The organism is Spirosoma utsteinense, from assembly GCF_014282275.1.
GTDB classification, from domain to species: domain Bacteria; phylum Bacteroidota; class Bacteroidia; order Cytophagales; family Spirosomataceae; genus Spirosoma; species Spirosoma utsteinense.
This window is the reverse complement of the sequence record NZ_VFIA01000053.1, coordinates 14,334-28,874: the sequence shown is the minus strand read 5'-3', so window position 1 is coordinate 28,874 and position 14,541 is coordinate 14,334. Positions and strand designations below refer to the sequence as shown.

Sequence of the window (14,541 nt, the reverse complement as noted above, 5' to 3'; positions counted from 1 at the left end):
CCATTGAGAGTCCGTTAGTGCTTGAAACGATTCGTTCATGATCTTGGAGCTTGGTAACTACAAGATAAGACGGACTCTCATTTTTAGACTATCCAAAACATACTCTTAGATCATTCTTAATTCGTCCACAATCACTGTCATCGTCTTTGTAGCGAATCCAGACATTCAAACTGTCTTTGTTAACAGGCAAGGTATCTGTAACAAAAGGTGCGGGTATAGCCCTTGTCCGGTACTTAGCCGATCCCACTTGAACCTCCAGGCCACCACAACACGTACACATGGTTGAATACCGGTGGTTGAAGACGGTAGCGGCGACTTCGTTAGGTTCAACGAGTTGACAGCCCTCCACGAGCAGCAAAGCATTTAATAAAAGTAGGTAACGCATATACACAGTAGTTATATGGAAGGAATTCCTGCTTTTGCGCAACCGTTGGAAATTCTAAAATTTTCTGTTGAATAAGTGGTGTGTCAGGGCTACTTACGTTTACTCGGCAATTGGGTCTTGCTTGGGCTTTCGTCCGCGGGGCTTACCCGTGTAGGCTATTTTATTCGCGGGAGACGCGCCGGCCAGGCGTAGTTCATAGCCAACTACCCCAGCCTCGAAATCAAACGGCTCGATGGTAAAACTATACTTGGTCTGATGGTAATCAACACCGCCCTTTACTAAAATTATGCCCAGGGCCAGCGTATAACTTTTGGCTGCTTTCTGTAAGGCAAAGGTGTCTGCTTGGTTGTCGTGAGTCGGTACCAAATAGAGTGATTTGAGGCTGCGTTTACCCGCCTGGGTGCCAATGCGAAACTGCACCGTGTCGGCTTCCAATTCCAGTTGGTCCAGGGTTTTAGCCGGAAAAACCAGTTTCCCCGCCGCCGAAATGTAGCCCGTTAATGGGGTGGCTTTGGTGGCGGCTTTGGGCGTTTTGGTATTGGTGTTTTCCTCGGGGGTAAAGAACCGAATTGATTTTTCTTTCATTAGACGTGTCTGTTTTAATTGGTAGTAGACCGCGAAAGTACCACACCTTTGTTTTTTATTGAATTTAATAGTCGACTCGTCAGCAAAAAGATTCGGTATGCGTTTCAGGATAGGCAGCTTCAACTGGGCATTTAGTAGTCAACTCACCGGTTATTGGGTAAGCCTTTTAGTAGGTTTGTACTCACCCTTATTGGCTCAATCTACGGTAAGTGGTCTTGTCCTGGATAAAGCGTCCAATCAACCGGTCCCTTATGCCAATATCGGGATTGTGGGCAGCCCCATCGGTACTTTATCAAACGCGAATGGCAGCTTTCAGCTTCTGTTACCCGCTCATTACCTAACCGACTCACTGCTGATTTCTCACCTGGGTTACACCCCTCAGTCTATTGCGGTTCGGGCTATTAAACCGAATCTGGTGATTACCCTCCAACCCGAACCTATTCAACTGGCAGCCATTGACGTACTAGCGCACCGAAAATCCAGCCGGAAATCTAAACGCTACGTCCTGGGTAACAAGTTAGCTAACAGCTCCTTCATCGTGATCGATACGGCGCAAGCGGGATCGGCCATGGCCCTGTTGATCGAGAATAAGTTTCCTCAATCGTCGGCTAAATTGAGCGGTCCCATCAGGATAGAGAAAGCCGCGGTGCAAATTTACAGCAACAGCTTCGCTGAATTTAAACTGCGGGTACGTCTATTGACCCGGGATTCCCTGACAGGTTTACCGGGCCGTGACTTACTTCATCAGAGTGTGATCCTGACGTCCCGTCGCCAGCAGGGCGGTTGGCTTGAAGCTGACCTATCTTCATTCGGAATTCACATCCCGGAAGTCAAGTTCTTTATTGTTTTTGAATGGATTTTAGATGCTAGGGATCGTCGGTTATTGGCTGACCAATACCAACAATTTGCGCTGGCTCATCCCGAGCAGGTTCGCACCGATACGACCCTGATCAAGGGGAAAGTCGTCCCCTACACGCATTGGCGGGGCTACCAGGCGGGTACGGCCTTCAGCACATCGACGCTGACCTATTCACTGAACAATTACCAATCATTCTGCCGACACAATAGTCAGGGCTCCTGGCAACGTTCGCCTCATATCCTGAGCGCCCGCGTCTTTGTTAGCCCTATTGACAGTCATCTAGTTAATTGATTATTTCAAGATTCAACACCCCATAATAGTACCGGGTAGAGACTATAGGATTCAATTTTTCTTGAAAAAGAAGTAGTGATTAAATAGTTAACACAAAAGCACGTATACAACAGGAATTATATCCTTATTTCCGCTAACAGAGTTTAGTCAAAAAGCAATATGATAAGGGGCCTTTTCTATTTATTATCCACATGGATTGTCAGTTCAGCCTGTGAAGGTAGATATCCATTGAAGATTGATTTCGAAACAGCCAGTGCTACTGTAATTGGCCGGGAAACCTGTAACACCGACAGTAGCCTGAACGCCTGGCTTATTGATTTAGGGCCAACGACAAGCGGCATAACGTCAGGGGTATACTATGGTAAAGAGGCAACTGTAAACAGGAAATATTACGCTCATGTGGTGAAGACCTATAGCCCATTGGTAAGCCGTTTAGACTCGACTAAACCGTATTTTTTCGATTTTTATGTCGAAAATGCGTTACCAAAACCAAGTTGTAATCTCCCAATAACAACATCTTTCAATGTTCCACAGATTCGTGTAACGGCAGCGCCAATTTGGATGCGATAGAATGATAAACATTATGATGTTTAAGAGAACTGACTTTAATGCTTCTTACTTTAGTTTCATGTTATACAACCTATCACGGTAAAATACAAAGCGGAACTTTCTACAACAACAATTCCGCTTTGTATTTTACCGTGACAGGTTGTCTTACTTCATTTTACCGTAGTACAGTGACAGGTTCAAGCCAACGAAAGATCGCTTGGCGTTCAGATTGCCAAAAGCCGTTAGACCAATCCCTACATCCTTTGTTGAAGTAATAAATCGAACCTCAGCGGGTAGGCCAACGGTAGAGTATCGAACTGATTCGTACCAATGTTCGCCATAGAGGAATGGTTCGCCGATAACCGATAGGTATTTACCCCGATTTCTGCCCCAAACGTTGCTGACACCGGTTGAGAAACGGAATTTACCTGTTTTAATGCCATACAGTAGAGCGAATTCTTGCGCTATAATGCTGGGGGCATTTTTGGAATTCAGTTCACGGTTATCTGTGTAACGGGCAATCAATAAAGTAGGCTTGTTAACAAATTCGTACCCCAAGGCTAACATGCCACTATGATATTGGCTTTTTCCTAGACCCACGCCTAGCCAGTATTTGTGTTGGTCGGCCTTTTGTGCATAACTAACTGTCGTTGTTAAGAAGAGGAGGGCCAAAGCCCAAAAGAAAGCGAAAGATTTTGTCATAATGTGTTACCAGATGAATACAACCGTAAAGCTACAGATATAAGAAATTAGAAACTGTGAGTGCAGAAGAGCGACTCCGATTTATTCCACTAATATTGCTAAAACACAGAATAAATTTGTCAACTTACTGATATTGAAGTATTTCGAGGCTGGTTACATTACTACGAATTATGTTAATGAAATATCCATAGATTGAGTCTGTAATTACACTAATAGAAAAACCGCTTTAGACTAACCGCACCCAAAACGCCAAGCCCGCCATCTACGTTGGTGTAAACAGGCGTAACTTCAGCGAATGGGTTATTTAACAGGTTATCGCTGCTGGTGACTTGATTCATCTGCGCCTGTAACACCGAACGCAGAAACCGATCATAATTTGGACCAGTAGCGATTAGATCGACGACATTAACCTCTCCGCTAACCCGATCTTTCGGATTAGCTATCTGATTATAGGTAGTGAAAACGAGGTCTACTGGTTTGCCCAGCACCAGGGCCGGATCAAAACGGGCAAACGCACTGTAAATGTAAGCACCCGATGAACCGTCATAAACCGAGTTGAACCGATCCAGATAGCCTGAGTTAGTAAGCGTGTAATTCCGTTGGCTGTACAACACATCCCGGGAGGTACACGGCCTTGGCCGAGGATCGCCCGGGAACGTGTTACACCCCTCCGAGAAGATTGTCTCTTGTTTCGTCACGTAAAAGCTAAACCAGTAGGGCGTACTTGCATCAGCCGGTTGAAATGTCAATTGAAAGTTGGGATTGTTGTTCGGGTTGTCCTGCGCCTGGTTGTCGACGGTCAGTTGCCCAGCGGGCTGCGCAGGCATCTGGTCTTCTGCCTGGAGTCGTCCATAACCAGGAATGATGGCTACCACGCGGTATGTATGACCTGCTTTGGGAAAAACGGACGTTTGGTAAAACCCCTGCCCTCGATCGGCTAATACGCCCGCCGGTTGCCCATTATCAACCAGTTGCACTTGTGCGTTGGTGATCGCTTCATACGCCGTTGTCGTATTGGCGGGGGCCGTGTAGGTAAGCCGAATCGTGATGGCACTATCCGGGAAGAGTATCCCTGTCAGTACCGCCTTTCGTTGGTAAGGCGGCCCTTCGATGCTCAGTGTTCGTTCGCAGCTAACGAATAAGCCAAGCGTGAGCCATGCCGTAAGTAGTCTAAAAATCATATTGATAGGCGACCGATGGAATGGCCGGAAACAACGTGAACTGTTTTAACTGTGCCTTATCGTAGTAGAGATAAAAGGGGTTCAAACGGTTGTAAACGTTGTAGCATGAAATGATCCAACTACGTTGCCCGTGGCGTTTCTGCTTCGTAGTGCGGTAGCTGACATCCAGTCGGTGATAAGCGGGGGTTCGGAAATTATTTCGTTCATTAAAATCGGGTAGATTGTCGTAGAACGCCGATGCCTGCCACGCTAATGGGTTCGTAGTGGCTTGGGAAACCAGATCGCTTCCCGGTATGGCCCCCGGATATCGATTGCCGGTTACGGTTAAAGCCGTACCTGTGTTGAAAATAAAATTGGCCGACAACGTCTTGTTTTTGCTCAGCTCGTGGCTGGCTACAATGGCTAAGTTATGCCGCCGGTCAAATTTGAAGGGGAACGGTTTTCCGCCGTTGATATCGTCGAACTGCCGGTCGGTCCACGACAGCGTATAGCTTACCCACCCCTTTGTGCGGCCCGCCGATTTTTCGGCATAGAACTCAGCTCCGTAAGACGTACCCCTGCCGATACTGACCCGGTCGTACCAGGCCGTATTGAAATTGTTTAAGAAGGTAGTGCCTTCCTTGTAGTCGAGTACGTTTCTGAACCGTTTGTAGTAGGCTTCGACCGATATATTCCAATCTTTCCTGAGCGTCTTCGAGTAGCCTACCGACCACCAGTCCGCCTGTTCGGGCGGAATACGGTTCGTTACGGGTACCCACAAATCGGTGGGCAAGCCAACCGACGAGTTGGTCAGTAGGTGCAAAAACTGCGTCATCTGATTGTACGACACTTTAAGCGCCGACTGTTGCCCTAACAGATAGCGAGCACTCAACCTGGGCTGCACCGAATGCCACGTGCGCCCATCAACGAGCTGATTGGCATAATGAACGCCTACATTGGCCCGTAGCCGCCGGGACAGGGTCCAGTCATCTTCGGCGTAGGCACTTACCTCGTTGGTCACGATGGGTGGGGTAGGTGCATACGTTGTATCGGCGGTCGATGCCCGGAACTGCCTGATTTCAGGGTTGAATGTGTGGTTAACGTACCCACCACCAAATCTGATGGTATGGTTGGGCGTAGCGAAGTAATCAAAATCAGCCCGCAGGGACAGGTCACGAATGCCGGAACGTACCCGATTGACATAGAAACGGTTTTCCGCCTGATACTCCTCGCTCAGGTTGTACTTAAAGTTGGTAGAACTGGCCGTGACATTGCCAAAGAGTCGGTTGGTATAGACGTGATTCCAGCGAAGGCCCAACGTGCGATTGCCCCAGTCGAAGGTGTTGGAATAGTTGGCACTGCTCAGGCTGTTTTTGGTGCCAAACGCATCACTGCCCGTGTAGAAACTCAGATACAGTCGGTCTTTACTACCGAGTTTGTAGTTCACTTTGGCGTTGAGGTCGTAGAAGCCATAGCCACTGCTATTACTGTTTCCAGCCACTTTGTCGCCGAGCCAATACAGTGCGTCGAGCCAGGTACGTCGGGCCGATACCAGTACCGAGCCAACGTCTTTTTTAATGGGCCCCTCCACGGTGAGCCGTCCTGCAATGGGGCTTAGACTAAAGTTGCCCTTCCAATGTTGCAGATCGCCTTCGCGCATGGTGATATCGAGTACCGAGGAGAGCCGACCCCCATAGCGGGCTGGAATACTACCCTTCAAAAATTCAGCCTGCGCTACCGCATCGGTGTTGATGACCGAGAAAAAACCGAACAGGTGGTTCAGGTTGTAGAGCGGAATGCCATCGAGGAGCACCAAATTCTGATCTGGACTGCCGCCCCGCACATTGAGACCAACCGTGCCCTCCGAGCCGGATTGCACACCCGGGAGCAGTTGGATTGTTTTAAGAATATCATTTTCACCCAACAGCGCCGGGGCCTTCTTAACCATGTCGAGCGGTACAACAAATCGTCCCATCGTTGCCTCATCGTAGGTGTCTTTGCCCGTCGACTGCTTAACGGTTACGGCGTTTAGTATAGCTATGTCTGGTTTTAGCCGAACCGTTAGGGGCCCCTTCAGCGTGGGTTGTCTGCTCAAACGTTCTGATTGATAGCCAACATAAGACACAACGACCGAGTCAATGTCAGCTACAGACAGGCTGAAAAAGCCGTACCGATTTGTTGACGTACCTACCGGTTTGTTCATCAATCTTACAGTAGCACCAATCAATTTCTCGCCCGTCTGCGCATCTTGCACGTACCCGTGAAGGGCAGAACTTTGCTGTGCATAAACAGTAACCTGACAGAGAAAAATAACGAATAGGGGACGAAGAAAAAACATTGAAAAACGGGCCAATTCTATGCTACATTGTCTCTACTGGAGCCTAGCGGGATGCCTAATGTAATAAGTACATTTAATAAACATCTCATATCTCACTTTTTTACTATGATTCAAATTTCCATCTATCAGTTGTAAAGGCTGTAAACCTATTCTAGTAGCATACAGTCCACTTGTTCATATAACAGCTTGTCTGCTATTGACACAAATCATACGCATACTCTGTTGTTTGTGTCTGAGTTGAGCTTGGAAGATTGTTTGTATAGTTGGTAGTGGTAGCCACCTTCTTGATCAGGTAGCCTTTGGTGTTAGTTTGGTACTCATATGAAACAACAAAAGAAACGCTGCCATCAGCCAAAGTAGCTGTCGCCTTGACGGGCAAAACAGGCTTCCCCGTAAGCTCAATAGTAGGCGTCCCTTTGAAGTGTTCCAAGCTAGTTAAGGGGTCAATGAATACCCCGTTATCGTTATAAGAGTAGGTGGTTGCCGATTGGGTTACTCCCGTACGAATGACGATTGTTTCTTTTTTGATAAGCCTGTCTTGTTGATCATAAGTGTAGCGTTGCGATAAAGTCGGTGGATTTGGACCGGACAGGTCTCCAGCGTAGTCGGTAATCAAATGACCTTGGTCAACATGGCGGCCTCCTGAAGCACTTACTAGTTTTCCTTTATCAAAGTGAAACGCTGTCCCATACCCGCGATTAGCACTTCCTAGGTATTGCGAATAGTCGGTTAACTGGCCTTGCGCATCGTACCTGTACTTGAACTCAATAGATGTCGATCCCTTTGAATAAGCTTGAGTTAACTGCCCATTAGTGTAGATATAAGTAGACTCACTTAGTAGTGAAGTAGGATGTTGTGGATCCGTTTGACGCTTAGCTGTCAAGAAGCCATTAGTATCGTAATCATACGTGTAATTCGTCTTACTCGTCACCGTGCTAGTAGTCGCGTCCATAAAAGCCACTGTTCGTAAGATCAATTGATGTTGAGGGTTGTAATCAAAAGATGAAGTTGAGGTAAATCCGTTCGGACCTGATAGCACTTCGGTAATTTTTGTTAATGAACATTGCTCAGTGGGTTGAAGAGATGTCTGTGATTTCTGACATCCGACAAGTAAGAGAATAACTGAAGCTAGAGTAGCCCATAAGCGATAAGTAAGAATACGAAGTTGAGAAGATAACCTATTCATAGAGTTGAATTGAGTCTGTACAGCTAACAGCTAGTTAGTAAAAGATAAGGTAATTTGCTTCTCAAAGCTACGCAGGTGTCGGTGTGTGATTGTATCGGATTTGAGACATTTGCCCATTTAATGTTGCTTAACTCTAAAGTGAATGTATTCTGTCTTACCCCCTTTCCCACTTCTAGCTAACTTAGATCGCCAAAGTCCCCGTTGGAGATGTGTTCGTAATTGGGTTTCAGGTCCTTTTTCTTCTTGAATAATCACAGTGGCTGGGGTCCGCCGCTGCGGTTGCAAAAGTCTGGAAGACGTGTATTACGCGCCATAAAAGGTCCTATTTCGTTGCCTTTTGCCCCACAACCATGGGTTTTATTGACCCGTGAGCAAGTTTGTAAAGTCAAGTGTGATGACTTGTGCTTCTCTCGATTCTAGTGGCAACTCAAAAGCAACGTTGTTTTACCTACTCCAAGGAGCGATACTAGCTGTGGGTTAAAAGGTCCAGTTTCGGTAGGCCAGATTTAACCGTAGACCAACACTGACCAACCGGCTACTGTAGGAATTAGGGGCATACTCACTACTTTGTAAACGCGACAGGTACTGCACGTCCAGAAAACCAGCAGGCCATACCTGGTAGGACACCCGCAGGTCAGCGTAAGTGATAATCGTTTTTCGAAGATCCCCAATAGAATTGCCTTCCGGGCGAAAACGGGTTCGATAATCCGTCAGGATACTTCCGCCGTAGTTTAACCCGGGCGGATCGGTACCCGTGAGCATCAGACCGAACGTACCCACCCCTTGCAGTCGTTTGCGTTGATAGCGAACAATACCCAGTCCTTCGATAAAATTACTGCCTAAGGGGTGAGCTAAAGGTTGGTTGTAATGAACATAGTTAGTTTGACCACTGCGATGCGAATACATAAAGGGGCGGGCCAAATTCAACTCGCCCTGCAGATCGACGTTAGCCAATCCAAAAGCGTCAACGTACTTAAGGCCCACTTGAAGGGCATATTTATTGGTCCAGGATCCCTTCCGGGCAAGTAATTCCCTCAACACAAATTCATCGAGCATCACCTGGCTGTAGGCCTGCCAACGGCCTCCCCAGGTTGCTTTCACATCAAACCCGATAAAGGCGTTGTCGACGCTGCCAAGGGATGACTCCACCGATCGATACAGGATGATGGGGTTGAGGTAATTCAAATCCAGCCGATCCCGGCTGAACACGATGGCTTCGAAGGCACCCACGTTCAGATGCCGCCCCAGGTTCAGGCTCATGTGGTGCATAACCATAAATTTGGGTGGATTGCGGCTCAACCCCGGTGGAGCCGATTGAGTATTACGCAACAGGGTGTAGAGGTTCGTGTAGGTAAACGGGCCTAACCAGGTATTAAGTTTGACAAACCAGTAGGGGGCGCTGGTTTCGGACAGGAGCAGTGATCGGTAGCCATTTCCCCAAACCAGGCGGTCCCGGCCCAGCTGGACCCCCACTTGTTTTAGCAGCGTGGTGGTTAGGTACCCACGCCAAGCATAGAATTGGGTTTGATCGGGCTGATTTCTCCGCGCCATTCCTTCGCCCGGAACCAGCCCCCGTCCAGCCAGTTCATATCGTTGTCGGTATTCCTGAAGATAGCGCGGGTAGCGGGCCTGGTTGACCGTAAAAAAGCTATAAAAGCCAATATGGTTCGTTAGGCTTCCCCGGGTTTCCAGGCCAATGGTGGCGGTAGTAAGCAAATGAGTCGTGTCAGCCTGCTGACCCACTCCCAGACCCACCACCGGATTGATATGCCACGCGAAACCGGGCCACTGCCGGGCGAACGCATCGGTAGACAGTCGGTGGAAAGACCTTCCGGAAACGGATTGAGTCGGTTCGCCCGTTTCGGGCAGCGAGTCCCTACCAACATTGGGTCCTTCCCGGTTATCGGCTCGTAGATAAGCGATGTTGAACCGGTCAGTGGGTGAAAGCCGAGGAGGGTTCGTCCGTTGGGAATCAAGCAGGGCAGCAATACTAGCGCGTGAATAAGGCTTTTGGGTACTGTGAAAGCCAGGTAGTCCGGATCGGTTGCGGATTTCCAGGCGGTCGAGCAGGTGATAATAATCGGTGTTGAAGGGGGCGTACGTACTTTGGGCTTGCCCCTTGGAGTCATGTAAGTACAGCGTAGTAAAGAGCCAAAATACAGTTAGGCAACGAACAGCAGACATTAGTTAGCGGGTCATCTGATTTTCAGGTTACTACCCTGCAAGATGCATTTAAATAGCTGGCAAACTACCTTAAAATTGTAAAAACTCCGCCTTTTCGTTCTGTCATTATTGTCATTTTATACGTAACCTGGCTACGGTTGTAATGCCGCACCACCGCCGAGCGGCCGCAAAAGTCTGGAATGGATTCGGGCGGTCTGATTAATGAGCCACTGTTTGCTCATCGAAAGGCGAAAGAGTATAGTTCTCTGAAGGTATCTTTAGCCGATACCGACGGTGCAACTGCCATTACGGCTATGTTAATCCAGTTCCCCGTGAAGAGGCATCAATAAACCTGCTTTACGAACTAATTCACGTATCTATAATTAAAGCGCTGTTTAGCACTTGATAGACTACTTTACGTCCTTTAATCCAACTATAAATGTAGGTATTTCAGCGATGTTAAGAATGCTTAAACGAGCAAACTCCACTTGCAACTATTTTATCATATCTGTAGTCTTGTTGATGAAATCAATCGTCTAATCCCCGTTATGAAAACTTTAGGATTTGCAATCATACTACTAGTAATGGGTTACTCTTCTGAGGCCCAAACGGAAAAAGGTCGTTGGTCAGTAGGGACTCAAGTTGGCGATTTTTCGTATTCCGATCAAAATAACCAAAACGCTTTTTCAGGTGAGCTGGCCCCCTCGGCGGGCTATTTTGTCGCTAATGGTCTATTGATTGGAGCTGGCATTCCCTTTAGTTTTTCCACCTCAAGATCGAATCAATACATTGGGCCGACTAGCACAACCCCTGTACCCGTCGAAAGTAGATCAATTGGATATGGATTAGCCCCCTTCATTCAGTATTACATTGGTTCAGCTAAGCTCAAACCTTATCTTGGCGTTTCTTATACATACGGTTTGACTAATTCTAGCCAAAAGACAGCCGGTGCTACGTTGTCTAAAAGTGATGGTCGTTATTCATCGGTTTCACCTACCCTTGGAGTTGCTTACTTCGTGAGTCGTTATGCGGCTTTGAGCGCTGGGGTGAGCTACAACATTCAACGAGATAAATCAGAGTATACTATTTATGACCCTTTAACCAATCCACGATCTTATCGATCTAACGCTCAAACTTTTTCAGCAGGGATTGGATTTCAACTGTTCTTTGGCCAATAACAAAGTCAGGGTAGGCTGAATTCGGCCACATTCACTGTCATCGCCTTTATAAGGAATCCAGACATTTAAACTGTCTTTGTTAACGGGTAAGGTATCTGTAATAAAAGGTGTGGGTATAACCCTTGTCCGGTACTTAGCCGATCCCACTTGAACCTCTAGGCCACCACAACAAGTACACATGGTTGAATACCGGTAGTTGAAGACGGTAGCGGCTACTTCGTTGGGTTCAACGAGTTGACAGCTTTCCACGAGCAGTAAAGCCGTTATTAAAAGCAGGCAACGCATACATATAGTAGTTGTACGGAAAAGATTCCTACTCAAACACAACCGTTGGAAATTCTACATTTAGGTCTCTCAATAGAGTCGTACGGCGCGGGGCCCGGTAAGTTCTCATTTTGTAATTAATGGCTACGCAATCTGTACCAGATTGCGTTTTGTGCTCGAAATAGGGCAGCTTTACTCAACTGGCAACCGGATCTGACTATTGACTTTAGAGGAAATGTGTTTTTCACGACGTGTCAACAATTGATAATAGCGCAAAGCAATGGGCGTTTCTAGACTAAATAACCGCGTACCAACGCCGAGTGGTGGCAAACCTAGTGAGTAATAAACTAGTACACGCTTCTTCAGCTCTATCCGTAGTCATCTGTTTTTCCGCTTATGCGCTCTGTTTTATTCGCTCTTTTGTATGGGCTACTCCTGAAAGCCCCCACGCTAATCGCCCAACCTACGCCATCCCGATTCACCCTCAGCGGCTACGTGCGCGAAACCGGCAGCGGGGAGGCCCTCACCGGGGTCAATGTCTACCTGCCCGGCACCACCACCGGCACCACGACTAATGCCTACGGCTTCTTTTCGCTCACACTGCCCGCTCAGGACAGCCTTCGCCTGGCGTTTTCTCTCGTTGGTTACCAACCCACGCTACGCCACCTGGGCGGGCGAAAAAATCAAACCCTGGCGGTGACACTCACCCCCGGCCAAACCCTGGCGGAAGTGGACATAAAAGTGGGTCGGACGGAGGAGAAAATCAGTGAAACGCCCCAGATGAGCCGGATTGACATCCCCATCACCCAGATCAAGAAAATCCCTGCTTTTCTGGGGGAGAAAGATGTCCTCAAAGTCATTCAGTTGATGCCCGGTGTGCAGAAGGGCTCTGAGGGGCAAACCGGTATTTACGTGCGCGGGGGTGGGCCCGACCAGAACCTGATCATCCTCGATGAAGCCGTCGTTTACAATGCCAACCACCTGTTCGGCTTTTTTTCGGTCTTCAACGGCGATGCGCTGCGCAGCGTGGAACTGACCAAAGGTGGTTTTCCCGCCCGCTACGGCGGGCGCTTATCGTCGGTGATCGAGTTGACGATGAAGGAAGGTAACAAGGAGAAACTGCACGGGGAAGGGGGCATCGGGCTGATCGCCTCACGTTTGGTGCTGGAAGGACCCCTGACTAAAAACAAGAAAGCCTCCTTTCTGATTTCCGCTCGTCGTACGTATCTGGATGTGATAACGGCGCCAATCATCCGGGCCGGCTCAGGCGGCACTTCATCCGGCGGGTACTACTTCTACGACCTGAATGCCAAAGCCAACTACGACCTGAACGACCATAACAAGCTCTTCGTGAGTGGCTATTTTGGCCGGGATCGATTCTACTCCCGCGACGCGCTGGCGGCGACCAAACTAGAGAATGGCTTGTACTGGGGCAACGCCACGGGCACCCTGCGGTGGAATCACCTGTTCTCGCCCAAACTCTTCGCCAACCTCTCGCTGACCTACAGTAACTACCGTTTCGGCGTTAGCAGCGATGAAGAAACAACCGGCGCGGGCCAACTCGACCAGCGCTATTCATTACGATACTCCTCCGGCATTCGCGATCTTGCCCTGAAGTACGACATCGATTTTTATCCCAACCCGGCCCATTCCGTCCGGGTCGGCTTTCAGAGTACCTATCACCGCTTTACCCCCAGCGCTCTGGTGCTGACCGACCCGCGCAACAACCGGCTCGAGGACGAGGTGGATAAAACCGACGTGCTGGAATCGGGGCTCTACGCCGAAGATACCTGGCGCCCCACCGACCGCTGGCGTCTCAACGGCGGGCTGCGGCTAAGTTCCCTGGTGCACCGCAATCGGCAGTACCTGCGACCCGAACCCCGCCTGTCGGTGGCGTATACCCTGCGGCCCGGCCTGTCGGTCAAAGCGTCGTATGCCCTGATGAACCAGTACGTTCACCTGCTCTCCAACACCGGCATCGGTCTGCCAACCGACCTGTGGGTACCCACTACCGACCGGGTTAGACCCCAGCAGTCGCAGCAGGTGGCGCTGGGCATCGCCCATGATTTTGGGGGAAATACGGCTTTTACGCGGGGATTGACGCTAACGGTCGAAGGCTACTACAAAACGCTGCGCCACATCATCAGCTACCGCGAGGGGGCCAGTTTCCTGCTCGTCGATGACCCGCTCAATCCCAAACCCTCGACCGATCGCAAGATCAGCTGGGAAGACAACGTAACGGCGGGCCGGGGGGAGAGCTACGGGGCCGAGTTCCTGCTCCAGAAGAAGGTTGGTCGCTTCTCGGGCTGGACCGGCTACACACTCTCCTGGACCCAGTGGCAGTTCGCCGAACTCAACGGTGGGCAGCCCTTCTTCCCCCGTCACGACCGGCGGCACGACATCTCCCTGGTGGGTATCTACGAGCTCCGTAAACGCACCACCCTGTCGGGCACGTGGGTCTACGGCACCGGGCAGGCCCTGACCCTGCCCCGCGCCAACTACACGGCCCTACCAAACCGGACCAATCGACCGAACGTTTACTCCACCTTTTTTCCCGTTTCTTCCTCTTTCTTCGACTTTGGCCGTGTAGTGCAGGATTATGGACCTAAAAACAGCTTCCGGGCTGAGCCTTACCACCGGTTTGACCTCAGCCTTCAGTTTCACAAGCAGAAGAAACGGCATGAGCGAACATGGGAATTCAGCGTTTATAATCTCTACAATCGCCGAAACCCATTCTTCTATCAACTCGACAGCCGCACCTCCTCCCAAAGCTTACCGAATGGGAGCACCACCTATACGACAGAAACGAAGTTGCGCCGGTACTCGGTGTTCCCCATCGTTCCTTCAGTTAGTTACAATTTCTCGTTCTAAGCCCGTGGCC

Annotated in this window: 9 protein-coding genes; 3 read left to right on the top strand and 6 right to left on the bottom strand. The window is 49.2% G+C overall.

The features are described from left to right. Positions 1-484 precede the first annotated feature (484 nt). On the bottom strand, positions 485-970 hold the full coding sequence (locus FH603_RS24930; RefSeq protein ID WP_186741383.1) for a hypothetical protein: 486 nt from the start codon (positions 968-970) through the stop codon (positions 485-487). Between the two features lie 97 nt (positions 971-1,067). On the opposite strand from FH603_RS24930, the gene FH603_RS24925 reads away from it, so the two are divergent. Continuing rightward, positions 1,068-2,120 carry a carboxypeptidase-like regulatory domain-containing protein gene (locus FH603_RS24925; RefSeq protein WP_186741381.1) on the top strand — a complete coding sequence of 351 codons (1,053 nt, stop codon included), beginning with the start codon at positions 1,068-1,070 and terminating at the stop codon, positions 2,118-2,120. Between the two features lie 714 nt (positions 2,121-2,834). Here the strand turns inward: FH603_RS24925 and FH603_RS24920 are convergent. The 5 genes from FH603_RS24920 to FH603_RS24900 form a co-directional block, all read right to left on the bottom strand. Beyond that, a complete protein-coding gene (locus FH603_RS24920; protein ID WP_186741379.1) occupies positions 2,835-3,371 on the bottom strand; it encodes a hypothetical protein in 537 nt (178 codons plus the stop codon). Positions 3,372-3,580: 209 nt separating this feature from the next. Beyond that, the gene (locus FH603_RS24915; RefSeq protein WP_186741377.1) at positions 3,581-4,552 is read right to left on the bottom strand and encodes a DUF4249 family protein; all 972 of its coding nucleotides are present in this window, start codon (positions 4,550-4,552) and stop codon (positions 3,581-3,583) included. Beyond that, a complete protein-coding gene (locus FH603_RS24910; protein WP_262891320.1) occupies positions 4,542-6,869 on the bottom strand; it encodes a TonB-dependent receptor in 2,328 nt (775 codons plus the stop codon). Before FH603_RS24910 ends, FH603_RS24915 begins: the two co-directional genes overlap by 11 nt. A 193-nt stretch (positions 6,870-7,062) precedes the next feature. Next, on the bottom strand, positions 7,063-8,055 hold the full coding sequence (locus FH603_RS24905; RefSeq protein WP_186741373.1) for a hypothetical protein: 993 nt from the start codon (positions 8,053-8,055) through the stop codon (positions 7,063-7,065). A 477-nt stretch (positions 8,056-8,532) separates the two neighbouring features. Next, positions 8,533-10,239: a hypothetical protein gene (locus tag FH603_RS24900; RefSeq protein ID WP_235985640.1), complete on the bottom strand. Its 1,707-nt coding sequence runs from the start codon at positions 10,237-10,239 to the stop codon at positions 8,533-8,535. Positions 10,240-10,766: 527 nt separating this feature from the next. Here FH603_RS24900 and FH603_RS24895 point away from each other — a divergent pair. Together FH603_RS24895 and FH603_RS24890 are read left to right on the top strand one after the other, a co-directional pair. Beyond that, positions 10,767-11,396, top strand: a complete 630-nt coding sequence (locus tag FH603_RS24895; RefSeq protein WP_186741371.1) for an outer membrane beta-barrel protein — start codon at positions 10,767-10,769, stop codon at positions 11,394-11,396. A gap of 660 nt (positions 11,397-12,056) precedes the next feature. Further along, positions 12,057-14,531 (top strand): TonB-dependent receptor, encoded by a 2,475-nt coding sequence (locus FH603_RS24890; RefSeq protein ID WP_186741369.1) that lies wholly within the window; start codon positions 12,057-12,059, stop codon positions 14,529-14,531. Positions 14,532-14,541: the final 10 nt, after the last annotated feature.